Origin of the sequence: Streptacidiphilus alkalitolerans (assembly GCF_042511045.1) — a bacterium.
In the GTDB taxonomy this organism is placed as follows: domain Bacteria; phylum Actinomycetota; class Actinomycetes; order Streptomycetales; family Streptomycetaceae; genus Streptacidiphilus; species Streptacidiphilus alkalitolerans.
In genome coordinates, this window is record NZ_JBHEZX010000002.1 from 625,984 (window position 1) to 638,788 (window position 12,805).

The window sequence follows — 12,805 nt, forward strand, 5'->3', positions numbered from 1 at the left end:
ACACTCCATAACGGGTCCCCACGTCACACCGAGAAGCGGCACACCTGCTTCCGGGGATATTGACGCGCCCCATTCGCCCTGCTTCACTCTGCACGGGAGAGCGCTCTCCCTGCAGTGTGACTCCCAGCCTTCCCCACCCCCGGAGGCGTCCGCATTGACCGTCGGCACGGCATCGCCCTGCAGTGATGCCGCAAGCCACGTGCTGCTCCGGCGGCTTGACACCGCCTCGGACTCCACCCCCACGTACCCCGGTGCCCGCCTCTGCCTGGCGTACCGGTTCACCTTCTGCGCGGGCCACCTACCCGCGTCCCACCTAGGTAGAAGAGGTGCGGTCTCGTATGACCGAGTTCAGTAGCAGGACCAGACGCGAAGCGACCCCCGGGCCGACGGCACTGCGGCGCGGGGCCGCAGAGCCGGGTCGGCCTCGCCGCCTCCGTACCAGCGCGGCGCTGCTCGCGGCCGGCGCGGTCGTGGCGGCGCTCGCCGCCCCCGCGGTCACCGCCAGCGCGGCCACCGAGACGACGCTCAGCCGCACCGGCTGGACCGCCAGCGCGAGCACCAACTCCGCGGCCGGGGACGCGCCGGCGAACGCCATCGACGGCAACACCAACTCCCGGTTCAGCTCCGACGCGGTGGCCGCGACGGGGATGTGGTTCCAGGTGGACCTCGGTTCGAGCAAGAGCTTCAACCAGGTCGTCATGGACTCCACCAACTGGGCCGGCGACACCGCCCCCGGCTACAAGGTCGAGGTCTCCAACGACGGCACCAACTTCACCGTCGTGGACACCGAGGCCGCCGCGACCGGCACCGAGACCGCGACCTTCGCCGACCAGACCGACCGCTACATCCGGATCGTGCTGACCGGCAACTCCACCGGTGCCTGGTGGTCCATCGGCGAGTTCAACCTCGCCACCGACGGCGGCACGGGCACCGGCGGCGGCGGAGGCGGCACCGGCGGAGGCACCGAGACCACCCTCAGCCGCACCGGCTGGACCGCCAGCGCGAGCACCAACTCCGGTGCCGGGGACGCTCCGGCGAACGCCATCGACGGCAATGCCGGCACCCGCTACAGCTCGGACGCGGCAGCCGCGCCCGGCATGTGGTTCCAGGTCGACCTCGGTTCGAGCAAGAGCTTCAACCAGGTCGTCATGGACTCCACCAACTGGGCCGGCGACACCGCCCCCGGCTACAAGGTCGAGGTCTCCAACGACGGCACCAACTTCACCGTCGTCGACACCGAGGCCGGCCACGCCACCAGCGAGACCGCGACCTTCGCCGACCAGACCGACCGCTATGTGCGGATCCTGCTGACCACCGCGTCCACCGGCGCCTGGTGGTCCATCGGCGAGTTCAACCTCGCCACCGACGGCGGCACGGGCACCGGCGGAGGCGGCACCGGCACCCCGCCGCCGCCCACCGGCGGCAGCCTCGGCGCCAATGTGATCGTGTTCAGCCCCACCCAGGCGCAGGCCGACATTCAGAACCAGCTGAACACCATCGCCAACCAGCAGGTCGACAACGAGTTCGGCACCCAGCGCTACGCGCTGTTCTTCAAGCCGGGAACCTACGGCTCCACGGCCAACCCGCTGGTCTTCACCGTGGGTTACTACACCGAGGTGGCCGGCCTGGGCAAGAACCCGGGCGACGTCACCATCAACGGCTCCATCAACGCCTTCAACCGGTGCCAGGGCGGCGGCTTCAGCAACTGCAACGCCACCGACAACTTCTGGCGCTCCGTCAACAACCTGACCGTCAACGTGAGCGGCAACACCGGCTGCTACTCCGGTGACGACTTCTGGGCCGCGTCCCAGGCGTCCCCGATGCGCCGGGTGCACATGAACGGCAACGTCACGCTGATGGACTACTGCACCGGCGCGCCCGACTACGCCTCCGGCGGCTTCATCTCCGACTCGCAGTTCACCGGCGGCGGCATCACCAACGGTTCGCAGCAGCAGTACCTGACCCGGAACACGGCCCTGGACGGCTGGAGCAACGGCGTCTGGAACCAGGTGTTCAGCGGTGACACCGGCGCCCCGGCGCAGAGCTTCGCCGCCAACTCCGGTGCCAGCGGCGGCCCGAACCCGTACACCACGCTGGCCACCAGCCCGGTGACGCAGGAAGAGCCGTACCTCTACACCGACGCCGCGGGCAACTACAACGTGTTCGTTCCTGCCAAGCAGACCAACTCCACCGGTCCGACCTGGCTGAACGGCAGCACCCCCGGCACCTCGCTGCCGCTGAGCACCTTCTACGTGGTCAACGCGAGCAGCACGGTGGACCAGATCAACGCCGCGCTGAACGCCGGTGACAACCTGCTGTTCACCCCGGGTGTCTACAACGTCCCGAGCACCATCCAGGTCACCCACCCGGACACCAAGATCATCGGCCTGGGCTTCCCGACCCTGATCCCGACCAACGGCAACACCACCATGTCGGTCGCCGACGTGGACGGTGTCAACGTCTCCGCGATCATCTTCGACGCCGGACCGGTCAAGTCCCCCTCGCTGCTGCAGATCGGCACCCAGGGCTCGACCGTCAGCCACGCCAATGACCCGGTCACCGTGGACGACGTCTTCCTCCGCGTCGGCGGCGCCACCGTCGGCTCGGTCACCACCGCCTTCATCGACAACAGCAACAACTCGATCATCGACGACATGTGGTCCTGGCGTGCCGACCACGGCGCCGGAGGCGGCGTCTGGACCAGCGACCAGGCCGACACCGGCGTGATCGTCAACGGCAACAACGTCACCGCCTACGGCCTGGTCTCGGAGCACTACCAGAAGGACGAGGCCATCTGGAACGGCCAGGGCGGCACGGTCATCTTCTTCCAGAACGAGAACCCGTACGAGGTGCCGAGCCAGGCCGCCTGGATGGCGAGCGGGACGCAGAAGGGCTACCCGGCCTTCCACGTCGCCAACAACGTCACCAGCTTCCAGGGCTACGGCATGGGCGCCTACTCCTACTTCAACCAGGGGGTGGACATCCACAGCTCGATGGCCTTCCAGGCACCGAACAACCCGGGAGTCCAGTTCCACGACATCCTGACCGTGTTCCTCAACGGCAACGGCGGGATCGACTCCGTCATCAACGGCACCGGTGCCGCGGTCTCGCCGACCTTCGGCGGCCCCAGCAACGTGGTCTCCTACCCCTGAGCCTCATCCGCAGGATGAGGTGGTAGCCGCACCAAAGCACACCGGACCCCGCCAGTCGTCGACTGGCGGGGTCCCTGCGCGTTCAGCGGGGTGTCGGGACGGTTCCTGTCACGGTGAGGGCGTCACCGTCCAGGGTGATGACGGCGCCGCTGCCGCCGTCAACGGTGGTGAGCTGGAGCAGGCCCGGGCCCGCGAAGGCCTCGGTCCTGACCTGGAACCGCGTGACCGGTTCGAGCGCGCGGGCGTGCAGGAGCCAGCCGGACGGGCCGGGGGCGTCGGCCCCAGGCGGCCGGGCGAACTGGACCAGTGCGGAGGACTGGTGCTCGTAGGAGTACGTGGTGTGGGAGGCGGTGTGGCTCACCAGTCGGAGTTCGACCGATGCCTCCACCGGGGCCGCGCGGGCGGCCTTCGCGGCCGAGACGCGGACCGCACGGTCCGTAGCGGGAGCAGCCGGGTGCTGGAATTGGAGATCCCGTACCCACGCCGCGGTGTGCCGCGGAAGGGGTGTGCCCTCTGCCACCTCGCGCAGGCGTTCGGCGAACCAGGGCTCCAACTCGGCTCCGCCGCGCCGTATCCAGGCCTCGACCAGTGCGCAGAAGGCCCGCTCGCGACCAGCCACGGACCGTACCGCTCCGGCGCGGGCGACGGCCGTCCCGCAGTCGGAAAGAGCCCGGCACAGCGCCTGGAGCGGTATCCGGTGGGCTTCGGCGGCGAAGCGTACCGAGCGGATCTCAAGCATGGCGAAGTGCAGCAGCCGGGCGGCGAGGGCAGCCGCACCGAACGGCCCGAGGCCCCCGGGCGGATCACCCGGCGACCTTCTTCCGCCTCGTCGAACGAGTGCCGGAACGACGGCATCAGCCGCTCGTCCCGCCGTCGAGAGGTGCCAGACCCAGTCGTGCACATAGGCCCGGGACCGGCTCCCGCGCAGGACTCCCTGTCGGCCGAGACTGATCCCGACCCGCCCGTCGGCCTCCACCGTCAGCATGGCACCGGTCGGATCGTCGGAGTCGAAGCAGACCTCTGACACCTCGTCCAGCGAGATCTGCAGCTCGGCCGGACTGGCAGCGGCCCGTGCCTCCTGCCCGGCGACCGGAAAGCGGCGTTCGGCCTCCAGCAGCACGAACCCGGTCAGCGCCGAACCGACCCGTTCCAGCCGCAGGGTGCGGACCCGCGCCCGGTCCAGCGCGTAGTCGCGCGTCCACGCCTCGGCGAGAGCAGCGTCCAGTACGCCCGAGTCCGGACGGACGACCCCCGCGTAGTCGCGGCTCGGTCCGCTGTCCGGGGCGGGCTCTCCCAGCAGCGCTCCGATCCGGTGGCCCGCGACAGCTGCCTGCTCCTCCATCCACGCCTGTCGGGTACTGCTGAGGGCCGCCATCCACCGCAGTGCCGCCCGGGCCCGGCGCTCGCGCCGCCATGCGGTGCGTGCTGTGGCTGCGCGGAAGAACGGATAGGTGTTGTTGTCCCACACGTCCGCGACGCGTGCGATCAGCAACCGGTCGAAGGTACGCGCGTCCGCGGCGGCCTCGGCGATCTGCTCGACCGAGCGGTCGAGCAGCGCGGCGTACGCGGCGAGGGTGTGGCGGGGCGTCATGCACATCCGTTCAGCAGCGGTGTCCGGCTGCCGAGGCTACTCCGGTCGGCCAGTACGGCGTGGAGGGCGCGGCCTGGCTGATGGGCGGGGTCGACACCTGGCTGGACGACCCGATCCGATCCGAACTGCTGTTGCAGGCCCTGCGGTTGACCGAGTCGGAGCCGTCGCTGCTGGGCCTCAGCGGTCATCTCCTGACGGCCGGCGGGTGAGGTCAGCAGGTCAAGTCAGCGGGTGAGGTCGGCGGGTTCGTCCAGGCGGGTCAGCTTCCGGGGGTTGCGCATCACGTAGATCCGGGTGATCCGCCCGTTCTCCACCACCAGGCTCACCGCCGTGGCGAGTTCACCGTCGATCTCGATCCGGCCAGCGGGCGCGCCGTTGAGCCACACGGTTGTCATCCGCAACGCAACGGCCTGCTGGTCCACGCGTGCGAGCAGCTTTGCCACCAGTTCGGCGCCGTGCAGCGGGGCCAGAACGGCTGCCGCGACCCCGCCGCCGTCGGCGATCAGGACCACATCGGGGGCCATGACCTCCATCAGCTCCTGCAACCGACCGGTCCGCAACGCCAGCAGGAACCGCTCCACCACGGCCTGTTGCTCCGAGCGGCTCACCTGCACCCGCGGCCGCCGGGCCGCCACATGCTCGCGGGCCCGCCGGGCGATCTGCCGCACCGCGGCGGCGGACTTCCCGACGGCCGCGGTGATCTCCTCGTACGGCATCTCGAAGACCTCGCGGAGTACGAACACCGCCCGCTCGGTCGGGCCGAGGGTTTCCAGCACGGTCAGCATCGCGATCGAGACGCTCTCCGCGAGTTCGACGTCCTCGGCGACATCGGGGCTGGTCAGCAGCGGCTCCGGGAGCCACTCGCCGACGTAGTCCTCGCGGCTGCGCGACAGTGACCGCAGCCGGTTCAGCGCCTGCCGGGTGACCACCCGGACCAGGTACGCCCGCGGGTCGCGCACCTGCGTCCGGTCGACGTCGGCCCACCGCAGCCAGGACTCCTGCAGCACGTCCTCCGCGTCGGCCGCCGACCCCAGCATCTCGTAGGCGACCGTGAACAGCAGGTTGCGATGGGCGACGAACGGGTCCTCGGTCATACCGTGGACGCTACCCCGGCCCGGCCGGACCGGGTGGCCAGCGGAATCTCGCAGGCGGCGGAGAAGCCCTGCGACTCGATGCCGAGTGCCGTGTTGCTCCTGGTCGCGAAGTTGGCGAAGGCGACGAACACGGTGAGCTCGACCAGAGCCGCCGGGCCGAGCCGGTCGAGCAGCCGCGCCGACAACTCGTCGGTGACGGTCGGCGGGGTGTTCGTCATGCCCTCGGCGTACTCGAGCACATCCCGCTCCAGCGGTGTGAACACCTCCGACTCCCGCCAGCGCGGCACCTGGCTGGCCTTGGCCAGGTCCAGATTCTGGTTCTGCGCCTGGAAGTAGCCGATGTCCAGGCACCAGCTGCAGCCGACCTGGGCCGCGACGGCCATGTGCGCGAAGGACTTGAGGCTCGCGTCGGCCGCGTCCCACGCGCCCACCTTGCCCCCGAGCTCCTGGGCCGCCTGGGCGACCTGGGGGTTGTGCCAGGTCGCCTGCAGCGGCTCGGGCACGGCACCGAACTGCTCGACCATGCTCTCGCTGAGGCCGGTGGGGAGTTCCGCCTTCGGAACACGTAGCGCCATGATGTTCTCCTTGGAGTATCGAAAGTGTCTGCTTGCGGGTACGGCATGAAGACACCGACCGGCCCGCGCTTGTGACAACCGCCGCCGACGCGTGGCGTGGTGCACGACCACATCGTGAAATTCCCCCGACCGCAGGACCGCGGCTTCGTAGGGTGGCTGGGCATGACGACCACAGCCGCAGCCGGCCCCGCCGACGTCCCTGCCCTTGCCGCCCGTACCGCCGCCGTGGGCGGATCACCCGTCCGGGAGATCCTGGCGCTGACCGCCCGCCCCGAGGTCATCTCCTTCGCGGGCGGCCTGCCCGCGCCCGAGCTCTTCGACGCCGAGGGCATCCGCGCCGCCTACGACGCGGTGCTGCGCGAGTCGCCGCGGCAGGTCCTGCAGTACTCCACCACCGAGGGCGACCCCGCGCTGCGCGCGGCCGTCGCCACCCGGCTCACCGCCCGCGGCCTGCCGACCGGTCCCGAGGACCTGCTGATCACCGGCGGCTCGCAGCAGGGCCTGTCGCTGCTGACCTCGGCCCTGCTGGAGCCCGGCGACACCGTCCTGGTCGAGGACCCGACCTATCTCGCGGCCCTGCAGTGCTTCGGACTCGCCGGCGCACGGGTCGTCCCGGTCCCCACCGACGCGGACGGCATCATCCCGGAGGCACTGGACGCGCTGGTGGCGGCGGAGCGTCCGAAGCTGCTCTACCTGGTGCCCAACTTCCAGAACCCGACCGGCCGGACCCTCCCGCTGACGCGCCGTCAGGCGGTCGCGGAGGTGGCGGCGCGGCGCGGGCTCTGGATCGTCGAGGACGACCCGTACGGCGAACTGCGCTTCAGCGGCGAGCCGGTGCAGTGGATCGCGGGCTGCGCCGGGGCGGAGGACCGCACGGTGCTGCTGAGCAGCTTCTCCAAGGTGATGGCCCCCGGGCTGCGGCTCGGCTGGCTGCGCGGCCCGGCCGCGCTGCGGCGGGCCTGCGTGATCGCGAAACAGGCCGCCGACCTGCACACCTCGACGGTCGACCAGGCCGCCGCGGCACGCTATCTCGCCGACCGCGACCTCGACGCCCACCTCGCCACCGTCCGCGACGCCTACCGCGGGCGCCGCGACGCCCTGCTCGCCGGGCTGGCCGACGCGCTACCGGCCGGCAGCAGCTGGAACCGCCCGGACGGCGGCATGTTCCTCTGGGCCCGCCTCCCCTCCGGCTACGACGCGACCGCCCTGCTCCCGCACGTGGTCACCCACCAGGTGGCCTACGTCCCCGGTGCCCCCTTCTACGCCGGCCGCCCCGACCCGGCGACGCTGCGCCTGTCCTTCACCACCCACACCCCGCCCGAGATCGCCGACGGCCTCACCCGCCTGGCCAAGGCCCTCGGCTCCGCCTGACACCGGCTCAGCGGACGCCGTCAATGGCCCTGGACCAGGAGTTCGACTCTGGTCCGGGGCAAGGTGGTGCGCAGGTAGTGGTCCTCGGCGGCGCGCCAGCGGCTGATCCACTGCTCGGAGTTCTCCCCGCGGGCCCGCACCCGCCGCAGGCAGACGTCCCGTGGCGTGTCGACGAAGGCGGTGACGTGGTAGTGGGGAGCCAGCTCCGGCCTGGCGGTGTAGACCCCTTCGACGATCACAACCGCTCCGGGGGCGACCTCGTGCCAGGCCCCGAGCTGTCCGGTGGTCCAGTCGTAGAGCTGGTAGCGCGCGGTCCGGTCCTCCCGCAGCGGCACCAGGACCTGGTCCCGGAGGCGCTCCCAGTCGAAGTAGCGGTGGTAGCCCTGCTCCGCGTCGAGCTGCTCCCGCTCGAGGTCGGGCATGGGCCGGTAGAAGTCGTCGCCGTGGACGACTCGGCACCTGTCGAGCCGCCCGGCCACTGCCGCAGCCAGCGTCGACTTGCCTGATCCTCCCGCCCCGTCCAGGGCCACGAGCCTGGTGCCCCCTGCCGTCGGCGCCACCCGCAGGATGCCTTCGGCAACCGATTCCGCTGTCATGCCTCAGCGCCCAGCGCCCCGGAGACGTCCAACTGTTCCAGGCGCTCCAGGCAGCCACTGAGCTCCGCGACGAGGTCGTCCGCGCCGGAGGGGAACTCCGGCGGACCAGCGGTCAGGAGCTCCATGCCGTCTTCGCCGTCCTCGGACTCCAGCGAGGCCCTGACCGTGAAGTCCGGTCCCTGCGCGCCGAATTGGATGGACAGTTCGCAACTGACCGCACCTCCGCGTGCCAGGACCAGCGCCTGCCCGTCGAAGTAGCCGGGCCGGTCGTGGTCGCCGGATTGCCATACCGGGCCGAGGGCCTCGCAGCGCGCCACCGATCCGGCCGGTGCCAGCGCCTCCCACCTCTTCACCACGCGCCGCAGCCTGACGTGCGCATCCTGCAGGGCCACCGCGAGGGCGAAGGCCCCGCGCCCGGACTCGTCCACCTGATACTCCCCGTCCCCGAGCGGGCAGCGCACCCCCCGCACCACGATCATCGCCGCCACAGGGTACTGGGGTCGGGGTCGGGGCCGGTGCTCAGTAGCGGACGGGGCTCTGGAGCAGCGGCGGGTAGACGGTGGAGGTGTGGCCGTCGACCGTGGTGCCGGCGAACTGGAGCATGGTCCGCAGGTCACCGTGCAGCGGCGCCGGGTAGTTGAGGTCGGGGGCGGAGACCTCGTCCAGCGTGCGCAGGTGTTCGGGGGTGAGGGTGACCCGCAGGGCGGCGAGGTTGTCCCGGAGGTGCTCCACCCGCCTGGCGCCCAGGATCGGCACCACGGTGCCCTGCCGGGCGCGCAGCCACGCCAGAGCGACCGCGGCGGACGTGGTGCCGAGTTCGTCGGCGATCGCCGCGACCGCGTCGATCACCGTGAACTCGTCCTCGCTGGGCCCGCCGACGAACGCGGCCCGGGCCGAGTCGGCGACCTGGTTGTCGCGCCGGTACTTGCCCGACAGGAAGCCGTTCCGCAGCGGGCTCCACGGGACCAGCGCCATCCCCTGGTCCCGTGCCAGCGGCGCGAGTTCACCCTCGACGGTGCGGGCCAGCAGCGAGTACTCGACCTGCAGCGCGATCAGCGGGGTCCAGTCCTTCAGCAGCGCCGTGGTCTGCGCCTGCGCGGTGAGCCAGGCCGGGGTGTTGGAGAACCCGATGTAGCGGATCTTGCCGGCCCGCACCAGGTCGTCCAGGGTGCGCAGGGTCTCCTCGATCGGTGTCTGCCGGTCCCAGTTGTGCAGCCAGTACAGGTCCAGGTAGTCGGTCCGCAGCCGGCGCAGCGTCTGCTCCAGCTGCGCGATGATCGACGAGCGCCCCGCCCCGCCGCCGTTGGGGTCGCCCGGGAAGAGGTTGGTGCAGAACTTCGATGCCAGGACCACGTGCTCGCGCCGTCCCGGTCGGGCGGCGAACCAGTCGCCGAGGATGCTCTCCGAATGGGTGTTGGTGTAGAAGTTCGCGGTGTCGATGAAGTTCCCGCCCAGGTCCAAGTAGGCGGCCAGGATCCGCTCGGACTCCTCGACGCTGCACCCGGCGCCGCCCGGGTCCTCCCCGAAGGTCATCGCGCCCAGCGCGAACGGGCTGACTCGCAGCCCCGAGCGGCCAAGGGTGACGTAGTGGTCGAGCGACATGACGGTGCTCCTCGGATGTGTCGGAAGGGATGACTCCATCGAATCGCGGGCCGCCGGTCCGGGGTAGACCGATCCGCGCAGGCTCTTGCACAATCCTCTCCACTTCGCCAGGAATGGGCTTGCCAGGCAGCGGCGCCAGTGGTTCGGTGAAGCATGCACAGCACCCATGAGCTCCTGGACGAGGTCCGCGACCTCATCGCCGCCCGGGCCCGGCCGGACCTGCGGACCGCGATCCCCGGGCTGCTGCTGTCCAGGGTCGAGACCGAGGAACCCGACTACTCGCTGACCCAGCCGCTGCTCGTGGTCATGGCCCAGGGCGGCAAGCGCCTGCTGCTGGGCGACCAGGTGTTCGAGTACCGGGCGGGGCAGTATCTGATCGTCACCACCGACCTGCCCGTCACCGGCCACTTCCTCGAAGCCGGGCCACGGTCCCCCTCCCTCGGCCTGGGGCTCGTGCTCCGCCCCGCCACCATCGCCCCGCTGCTGCTGGAGACCCCCCTCGCCCGCCGGCCCAGCGCCGCCGAGAGCGGACCTGCCCTGGCGACCGGCCAGGCAGCCCCGGAGTTGCTCGACGCGCTGGCCCGGATGGTGCGGCTGCTGGACCACCCGGCCGACGCCCGGGTGCTGGCCCCGATGGTCGAACGGGAGATCCTGTGGCGGCTGCTCACCGGCCCGCACGGCGCGATGGTCCGTCAGATCGGCCTGGCCGACAGCTCGCTGACCCACATCAGCCGCACCATCCGGTGGATCCGCGACAACTACGCCGAACCGATGCGGATCGAGGACCTGGCCGCGCTGGCCGGTATGAGCCCGTCCGCCTTCCACCGCCACTTCCGTGCCGTCACCGCGATGAGCCCGCTGCAGTTCCAGAAACGCATTCGGCTGCAGGAGGCCCGCACCCTGCTGGCCACCCGCGCCGGTGACGTCGCCGGGGTGGGGCACCTGGTCGGCTACGACAGCCCGTCGCAGTTCAGCCGGGAGTACCGCCGCCTCTTCGGCCACCCTCCCGGCCACGACACCCGCCACGAGGCCCGCCATGGCGTCCGCCTCGCCACCGCGCCCGCCACCGACCCGCACCCGGGCCCGCAGCCCGGCCGGCACCTGCCCTGATCAGCTGAGGACGGCGAGGTCGAGCCGCCGCAGCCGGTCGGGGTCGGCGATGACCTCGTACTCGGTGATCCGGTCGTCCTCGATGGCGAAGGTGAGCACAAACAGCAGCCGTCCGCGCGGGGCCACGACCACGCCCACCGCGCCGTCCACCAGGGCCGGCTCGGCGAACTGGGACCTGCGGGCGAGCGCGGCCGTGCCCTCGGCCACCGCTCGGGCCCCGCGGACCACAGCCGCCACCCCGGGCGGCAGCGCGGCGGGGTCGGCGCGGCGCACGACGTCGGGGGCCAGCACGTCCAGGATCCCGGGCAGGTCGCCGGCCCGCGCCGCGGTCAGGAACGCGGTGACGACGCGCCGGTTCCGGGCCAGCTCCGCCGCCGGGACCACCGGGGTGCCACGGACCTTGCGGCGGGCTCGGCTGGCCAGCTTCTTGGTGGCATCCGTGGTGCGCTCGACGATGGGCGCGATCTGGTCGAACGGCACGGCGAACATGTCGTGCAGCACAAACGCGATCCGTTCACCGGGCTCCAGGGTGTCCAGGACCACGAGCAGCGCACGGCTCACCGAGTCGGCCAGCAGCGCCTCCTCCTCCGGGTGACTCCCCCGCGCGGTGACCGGGACCTGGTCGAACTCCTGCTGTTCGGCCAGGTCCTCCCGGCGTGACCTGCGGGAACGCAGCATGTCGAGGCAGATGCGGGTCACCACCGTCCGCAGCCAGCCGCCCAGGTTCTCCACCTGGTCCGCGTCGACCCGCTCCAGCCGGAGCCAGGTCTCCTGCACGGCGTCCTCGGCCTCGCTCAGCGAGCCGAGCATCCGGTGGGCGACCGTGCGCAGCTGCTCGCGGTGCGCCTCGAAGCGTTCCGCCAGCCCGTCCCGCTCGTCCATCGGTCACCTTTCCTCGTTCCGGCCCGTCAGCAGCTATGACGAACGCGGGACCGCCGACGTGACACGCATCAGGTAACACGTACACCAGGAGAAGCCGATGACATCCTTGCTGCATCTGGATTCCAGTGCCGACAGTTCCGGCGGGTCGGTGAGCAGGCAGCTGACCGCGCTGTTCGCGCGGACCTGGCGGGCCCGGCACGGCGACTCGGCCGACTACCGGTACCGGGATCTGGCCGCGGAGCCGGTACCGCCGCTGGACTCCGGCTACTGCGCCCTCGGCCGCAGGGTCGAGCAGGAGGGCCGCCTTCCGGCGGACGGGGTGGCCGGCCTGGCCGCGGACCAGGCCGAGCAGCGGGCCTGGGAGCTCACCCGGCCGCTGGTCGCCGAGCTGCTGGCGGCCGACACCGTGCTGATCGGCGCCCCGATGTACAACTACTCGGTGTCCGCCTCCCTGAAGGCCTGGATGGACCGGGTGAACTTTCCCGGGGCCTTCACCGATCCGGCCACCGGGGACCAGTTGCTGCGTGCCACGCGCGTGGTGGTGGTGAGCGCCCGGGGCGGCGCCTACGGTCCGGGGACGCCGCGGGAGGCCTGGGACTTCCAGACGCCCTACCTCCGGGCGTACCTCGAGAGCCTGGGCCTGGCCGGGCAGAACCTCCGGTTCGTCAGCGCCGAGATGACCCTGTCCACGCTGGTCCCCCAGCTGGCCGAGTTCCGGCCGCTGGCGGCGGACTCACTGGCGGCGGCACGGGCGGAGCTGACCGCGCTGGCCGGGTTGTCCGGGCCGGCCGCCGACACGGGCCTGGTCACGACGGGTGCCTGCGGCGGGTGA

12 protein-coding genes are annotated in these 12,805 nt (G+C 71.5%); 5 read left to right on the plus strand and 7 right to left on the minus strand.

Annotated features, from left to right (window positions below; all coding sequences use genetic code 11):
- Positions 1–338: 338 nt before the first annotated feature.
- On the plus strand, positions 339–3,152 hold the full coding sequence (locus tag ACEZDG_RS06510; protein WP_380503667.1) for a discoidin domain-containing protein: 2,814 nt from the start codon (positions 339–341) through the stop codon (positions 3,150–3,152).
- An 82-nt stretch (positions 3,153–3,234) separates the two neighbouring features.
- Here ACEZDG_RS06510 and ACEZDG_RS06515 read toward each other — a convergent pair whose 3' ends face one another.
- Positions 3,235–4,743 carry a hypothetical protein gene (locus ACEZDG_RS06515; protein ID WP_380503670.1) on the minus strand — a complete coding sequence of 503 codons (1,509 nt, stop codon included), beginning with the start codon at positions 4,741–4,743 and terminating at the stop codon, positions 3,235–3,237.
- A 59-nt stretch (positions 4,744–4,802) separates the two neighbouring features.
- On the opposite strand from ACEZDG_RS06515, the gene ACEZDG_RS06520 reads away from it, so the two are divergent.
- The gene (locus ACEZDG_RS06520) at positions 4,803–4,952 is read left to right on the plus strand and encodes a hypothetical protein (protein WP_380503673.1); all 150 of its coding nucleotides are present in this window, start codon (positions 4,803–4,805) and stop codon (positions 4,950–4,952) included.
- Positions 4,953–4,967: 15 nt separating this feature from the next.
- Here ACEZDG_RS06520 and ACEZDG_RS06525 read toward each other — a convergent pair whose 3' ends face one another.
- Positions 4,968–5,837 (minus strand): RNA polymerase sigma-70 factor, encoded by an 870-nt coding sequence (locus ACEZDG_RS06525; RefSeq protein WP_380503676.1) that lies wholly within the window; start codon positions 5,835–5,837, stop codon positions 4,968–4,970.
- Positions 5,834–6,412, minus strand: coding sequence for a carboxymuconolactone decarboxylase family protein (locus ACEZDG_RS06530; protein WP_380503679.1), 579 nt, complete (start codon positions 6,410–6,412; stop codon positions 5,834–5,836). Before ACEZDG_RS06530 ends, ACEZDG_RS06525 begins: the two co-directional genes overlap by 4 nt.
- Before the next feature lie 162 nt (positions 6,413–6,574).
- Between ACEZDG_RS06530 and ACEZDG_RS06535 the strand changes: the two genes are divergently transcribed.
- Positions 6,575–7,783, plus strand: coding sequence for an aminotransferase-like domain-containing protein (locus ACEZDG_RS06535; RefSeq protein WP_380503682.1), 1,209 nt, complete (start codon positions 6,575–6,577; stop codon positions 7,781–7,783).
- 20 nt (positions 7,784–7,803) lie between these two features.
- Here ACEZDG_RS06535 and ACEZDG_RS06540 read toward each other — a convergent pair whose 3' ends face one another.
- The 3 genes from ACEZDG_RS06540 to ACEZDG_RS06550 all read right to left on the minus strand — a co-directional run bounded on the left by ACEZDG_RS06540 (position 7,804) and on the right by ACEZDG_RS06550 (position 9,981).
- Positions 7,804–8,379 carry a uridine kinase family protein gene (locus tag ACEZDG_RS06540; RefSeq protein WP_380503685.1) on the minus strand — a complete coding sequence of 192 codons (576 nt, stop codon included), beginning with the start codon at positions 8,377–8,379 and terminating at the stop codon, positions 7,804–7,806.
- Complete coding sequence (locus ACEZDG_RS06545; RefSeq protein ID WP_380503688.1) at positions 8,376–8,807, minus strand: hypothetical protein; 432 nt, start codon at positions 8,805–8,807, stop codon at positions 8,376–8,378. Before ACEZDG_RS06545 ends, ACEZDG_RS06540 begins: the two co-directional genes overlap by 4 nt.
- A 91-nt stretch (positions 8,808–8,898) precedes the next feature.
- The gene (locus tag ACEZDG_RS06550; protein ID WP_380503691.1) at positions 8,899–9,981 is read right to left on the minus strand and encodes an aldo/keto reductase; all 1,083 of its coding nucleotides are present in this window, start codon (positions 9,979–9,981) and stop codon (positions 8,899–8,901) included.
- A gap of 153 nt (positions 9,982–10,134) precedes the next feature.
- Between ACEZDG_RS06550 and ACEZDG_RS06555 the strand changes: the two genes are divergently transcribed.
- Positions 10,135–11,091, plus strand: a complete 957-nt coding sequence (locus ACEZDG_RS06555; protein ID WP_380503694.1) for an AraC family transcriptional regulator — start codon at positions 10,135–10,137, stop codon at positions 11,089–11,091.
- Here ACEZDG_RS06555 and ACEZDG_RS06560 read toward each other — a convergent pair whose 3' ends face one another.
- Positions 11,092–11,973: a sigma-70 family RNA polymerase sigma factor gene (locus tag ACEZDG_RS06560; RefSeq protein WP_380503697.1), complete on the minus strand. Its 882-nt coding sequence runs from the start codon at positions 11,971–11,973 to the stop codon at positions 11,092–11,094.
- Between the two features lie 97 nt (positions 11,974–12,070).
- Here ACEZDG_RS06560 and ACEZDG_RS06565 point away from each other — a divergent pair, with 97 nt between their 5' ends.
- Complete coding sequence (locus ACEZDG_RS06565) at positions 12,071–12,805, plus strand: FMN-dependent NADH-azoreductase (protein ID WP_380503700.1); 735 nt, start codon at positions 12,071–12,073, stop codon at positions 12,803–12,805.

Coding starts and splice junctions, on each gene's coding strand:
- ACEZDG_RS06510 (WP_380503667.1), top strand. CDS start 339: ATGACCGAGTTCAGTAGCAGGACCAGACGCGAAGCGACCCCCGGGCCG.
- ACEZDG_RS06515 (WP_380503670.1), bottom strand. CDS start 4,743: ATGACGCCCCGCCACACCCTCGCCGCGTACGCCGCGCTGCTCGACCGC.
- ACEZDG_RS06525 (WP_380503676.1), bottom strand. CDS start 5,837: ATGACCGAGGACCCGTTCGTCGCCCATCGCAACCTGCTGTTCACGGTC.
- ACEZDG_RS06530 (WP_380503679.1), bottom strand. CDS start 6,412: ATGGCGCTACGTGTTCCGAAGGCGGAACTCCCCACCGGCCTCAGCGAG.
- ACEZDG_RS06535 (WP_380503682.1), top strand. CDS start 6,575: ATGACGACCACAGCCGCAGCCGGCCCCGCCGACGTCCCTGCCCTTGCC.
- ACEZDG_RS06540 (WP_380503685.1), bottom strand. CDS start 8,379: ATGACAGCGGAATCGGTTGCCGAAGGCATCCTGCGGGTGGCGCCGACG.
- ACEZDG_RS06550 (WP_380503691.1), bottom strand. CDS start 9,981: ATGTCGCTCGACCACTACGTCACCCTTGGCCGCTCGGGGCTGCGAGTC.
- ACEZDG_RS06555 (WP_380503694.1), top strand. CDS start 10,135: ATGCACAGCACCCATGAGCTCCTGGACGAGGTCCGCGACCTCATCGCC.
- ACEZDG_RS06560 (WP_380503697.1), bottom strand. CDS start 11,973: ATGGACGAGCGGGACGGGCTGGCGGAACGCTTCGAGGCGCACCGCGAG.
- ACEZDG_RS06565 (WP_380503700.1), top strand. CDS start 12,071: ATGACATCCTTGCTGCATCTGGATTCCAGTGCCGACAGTTCCGGCGGG.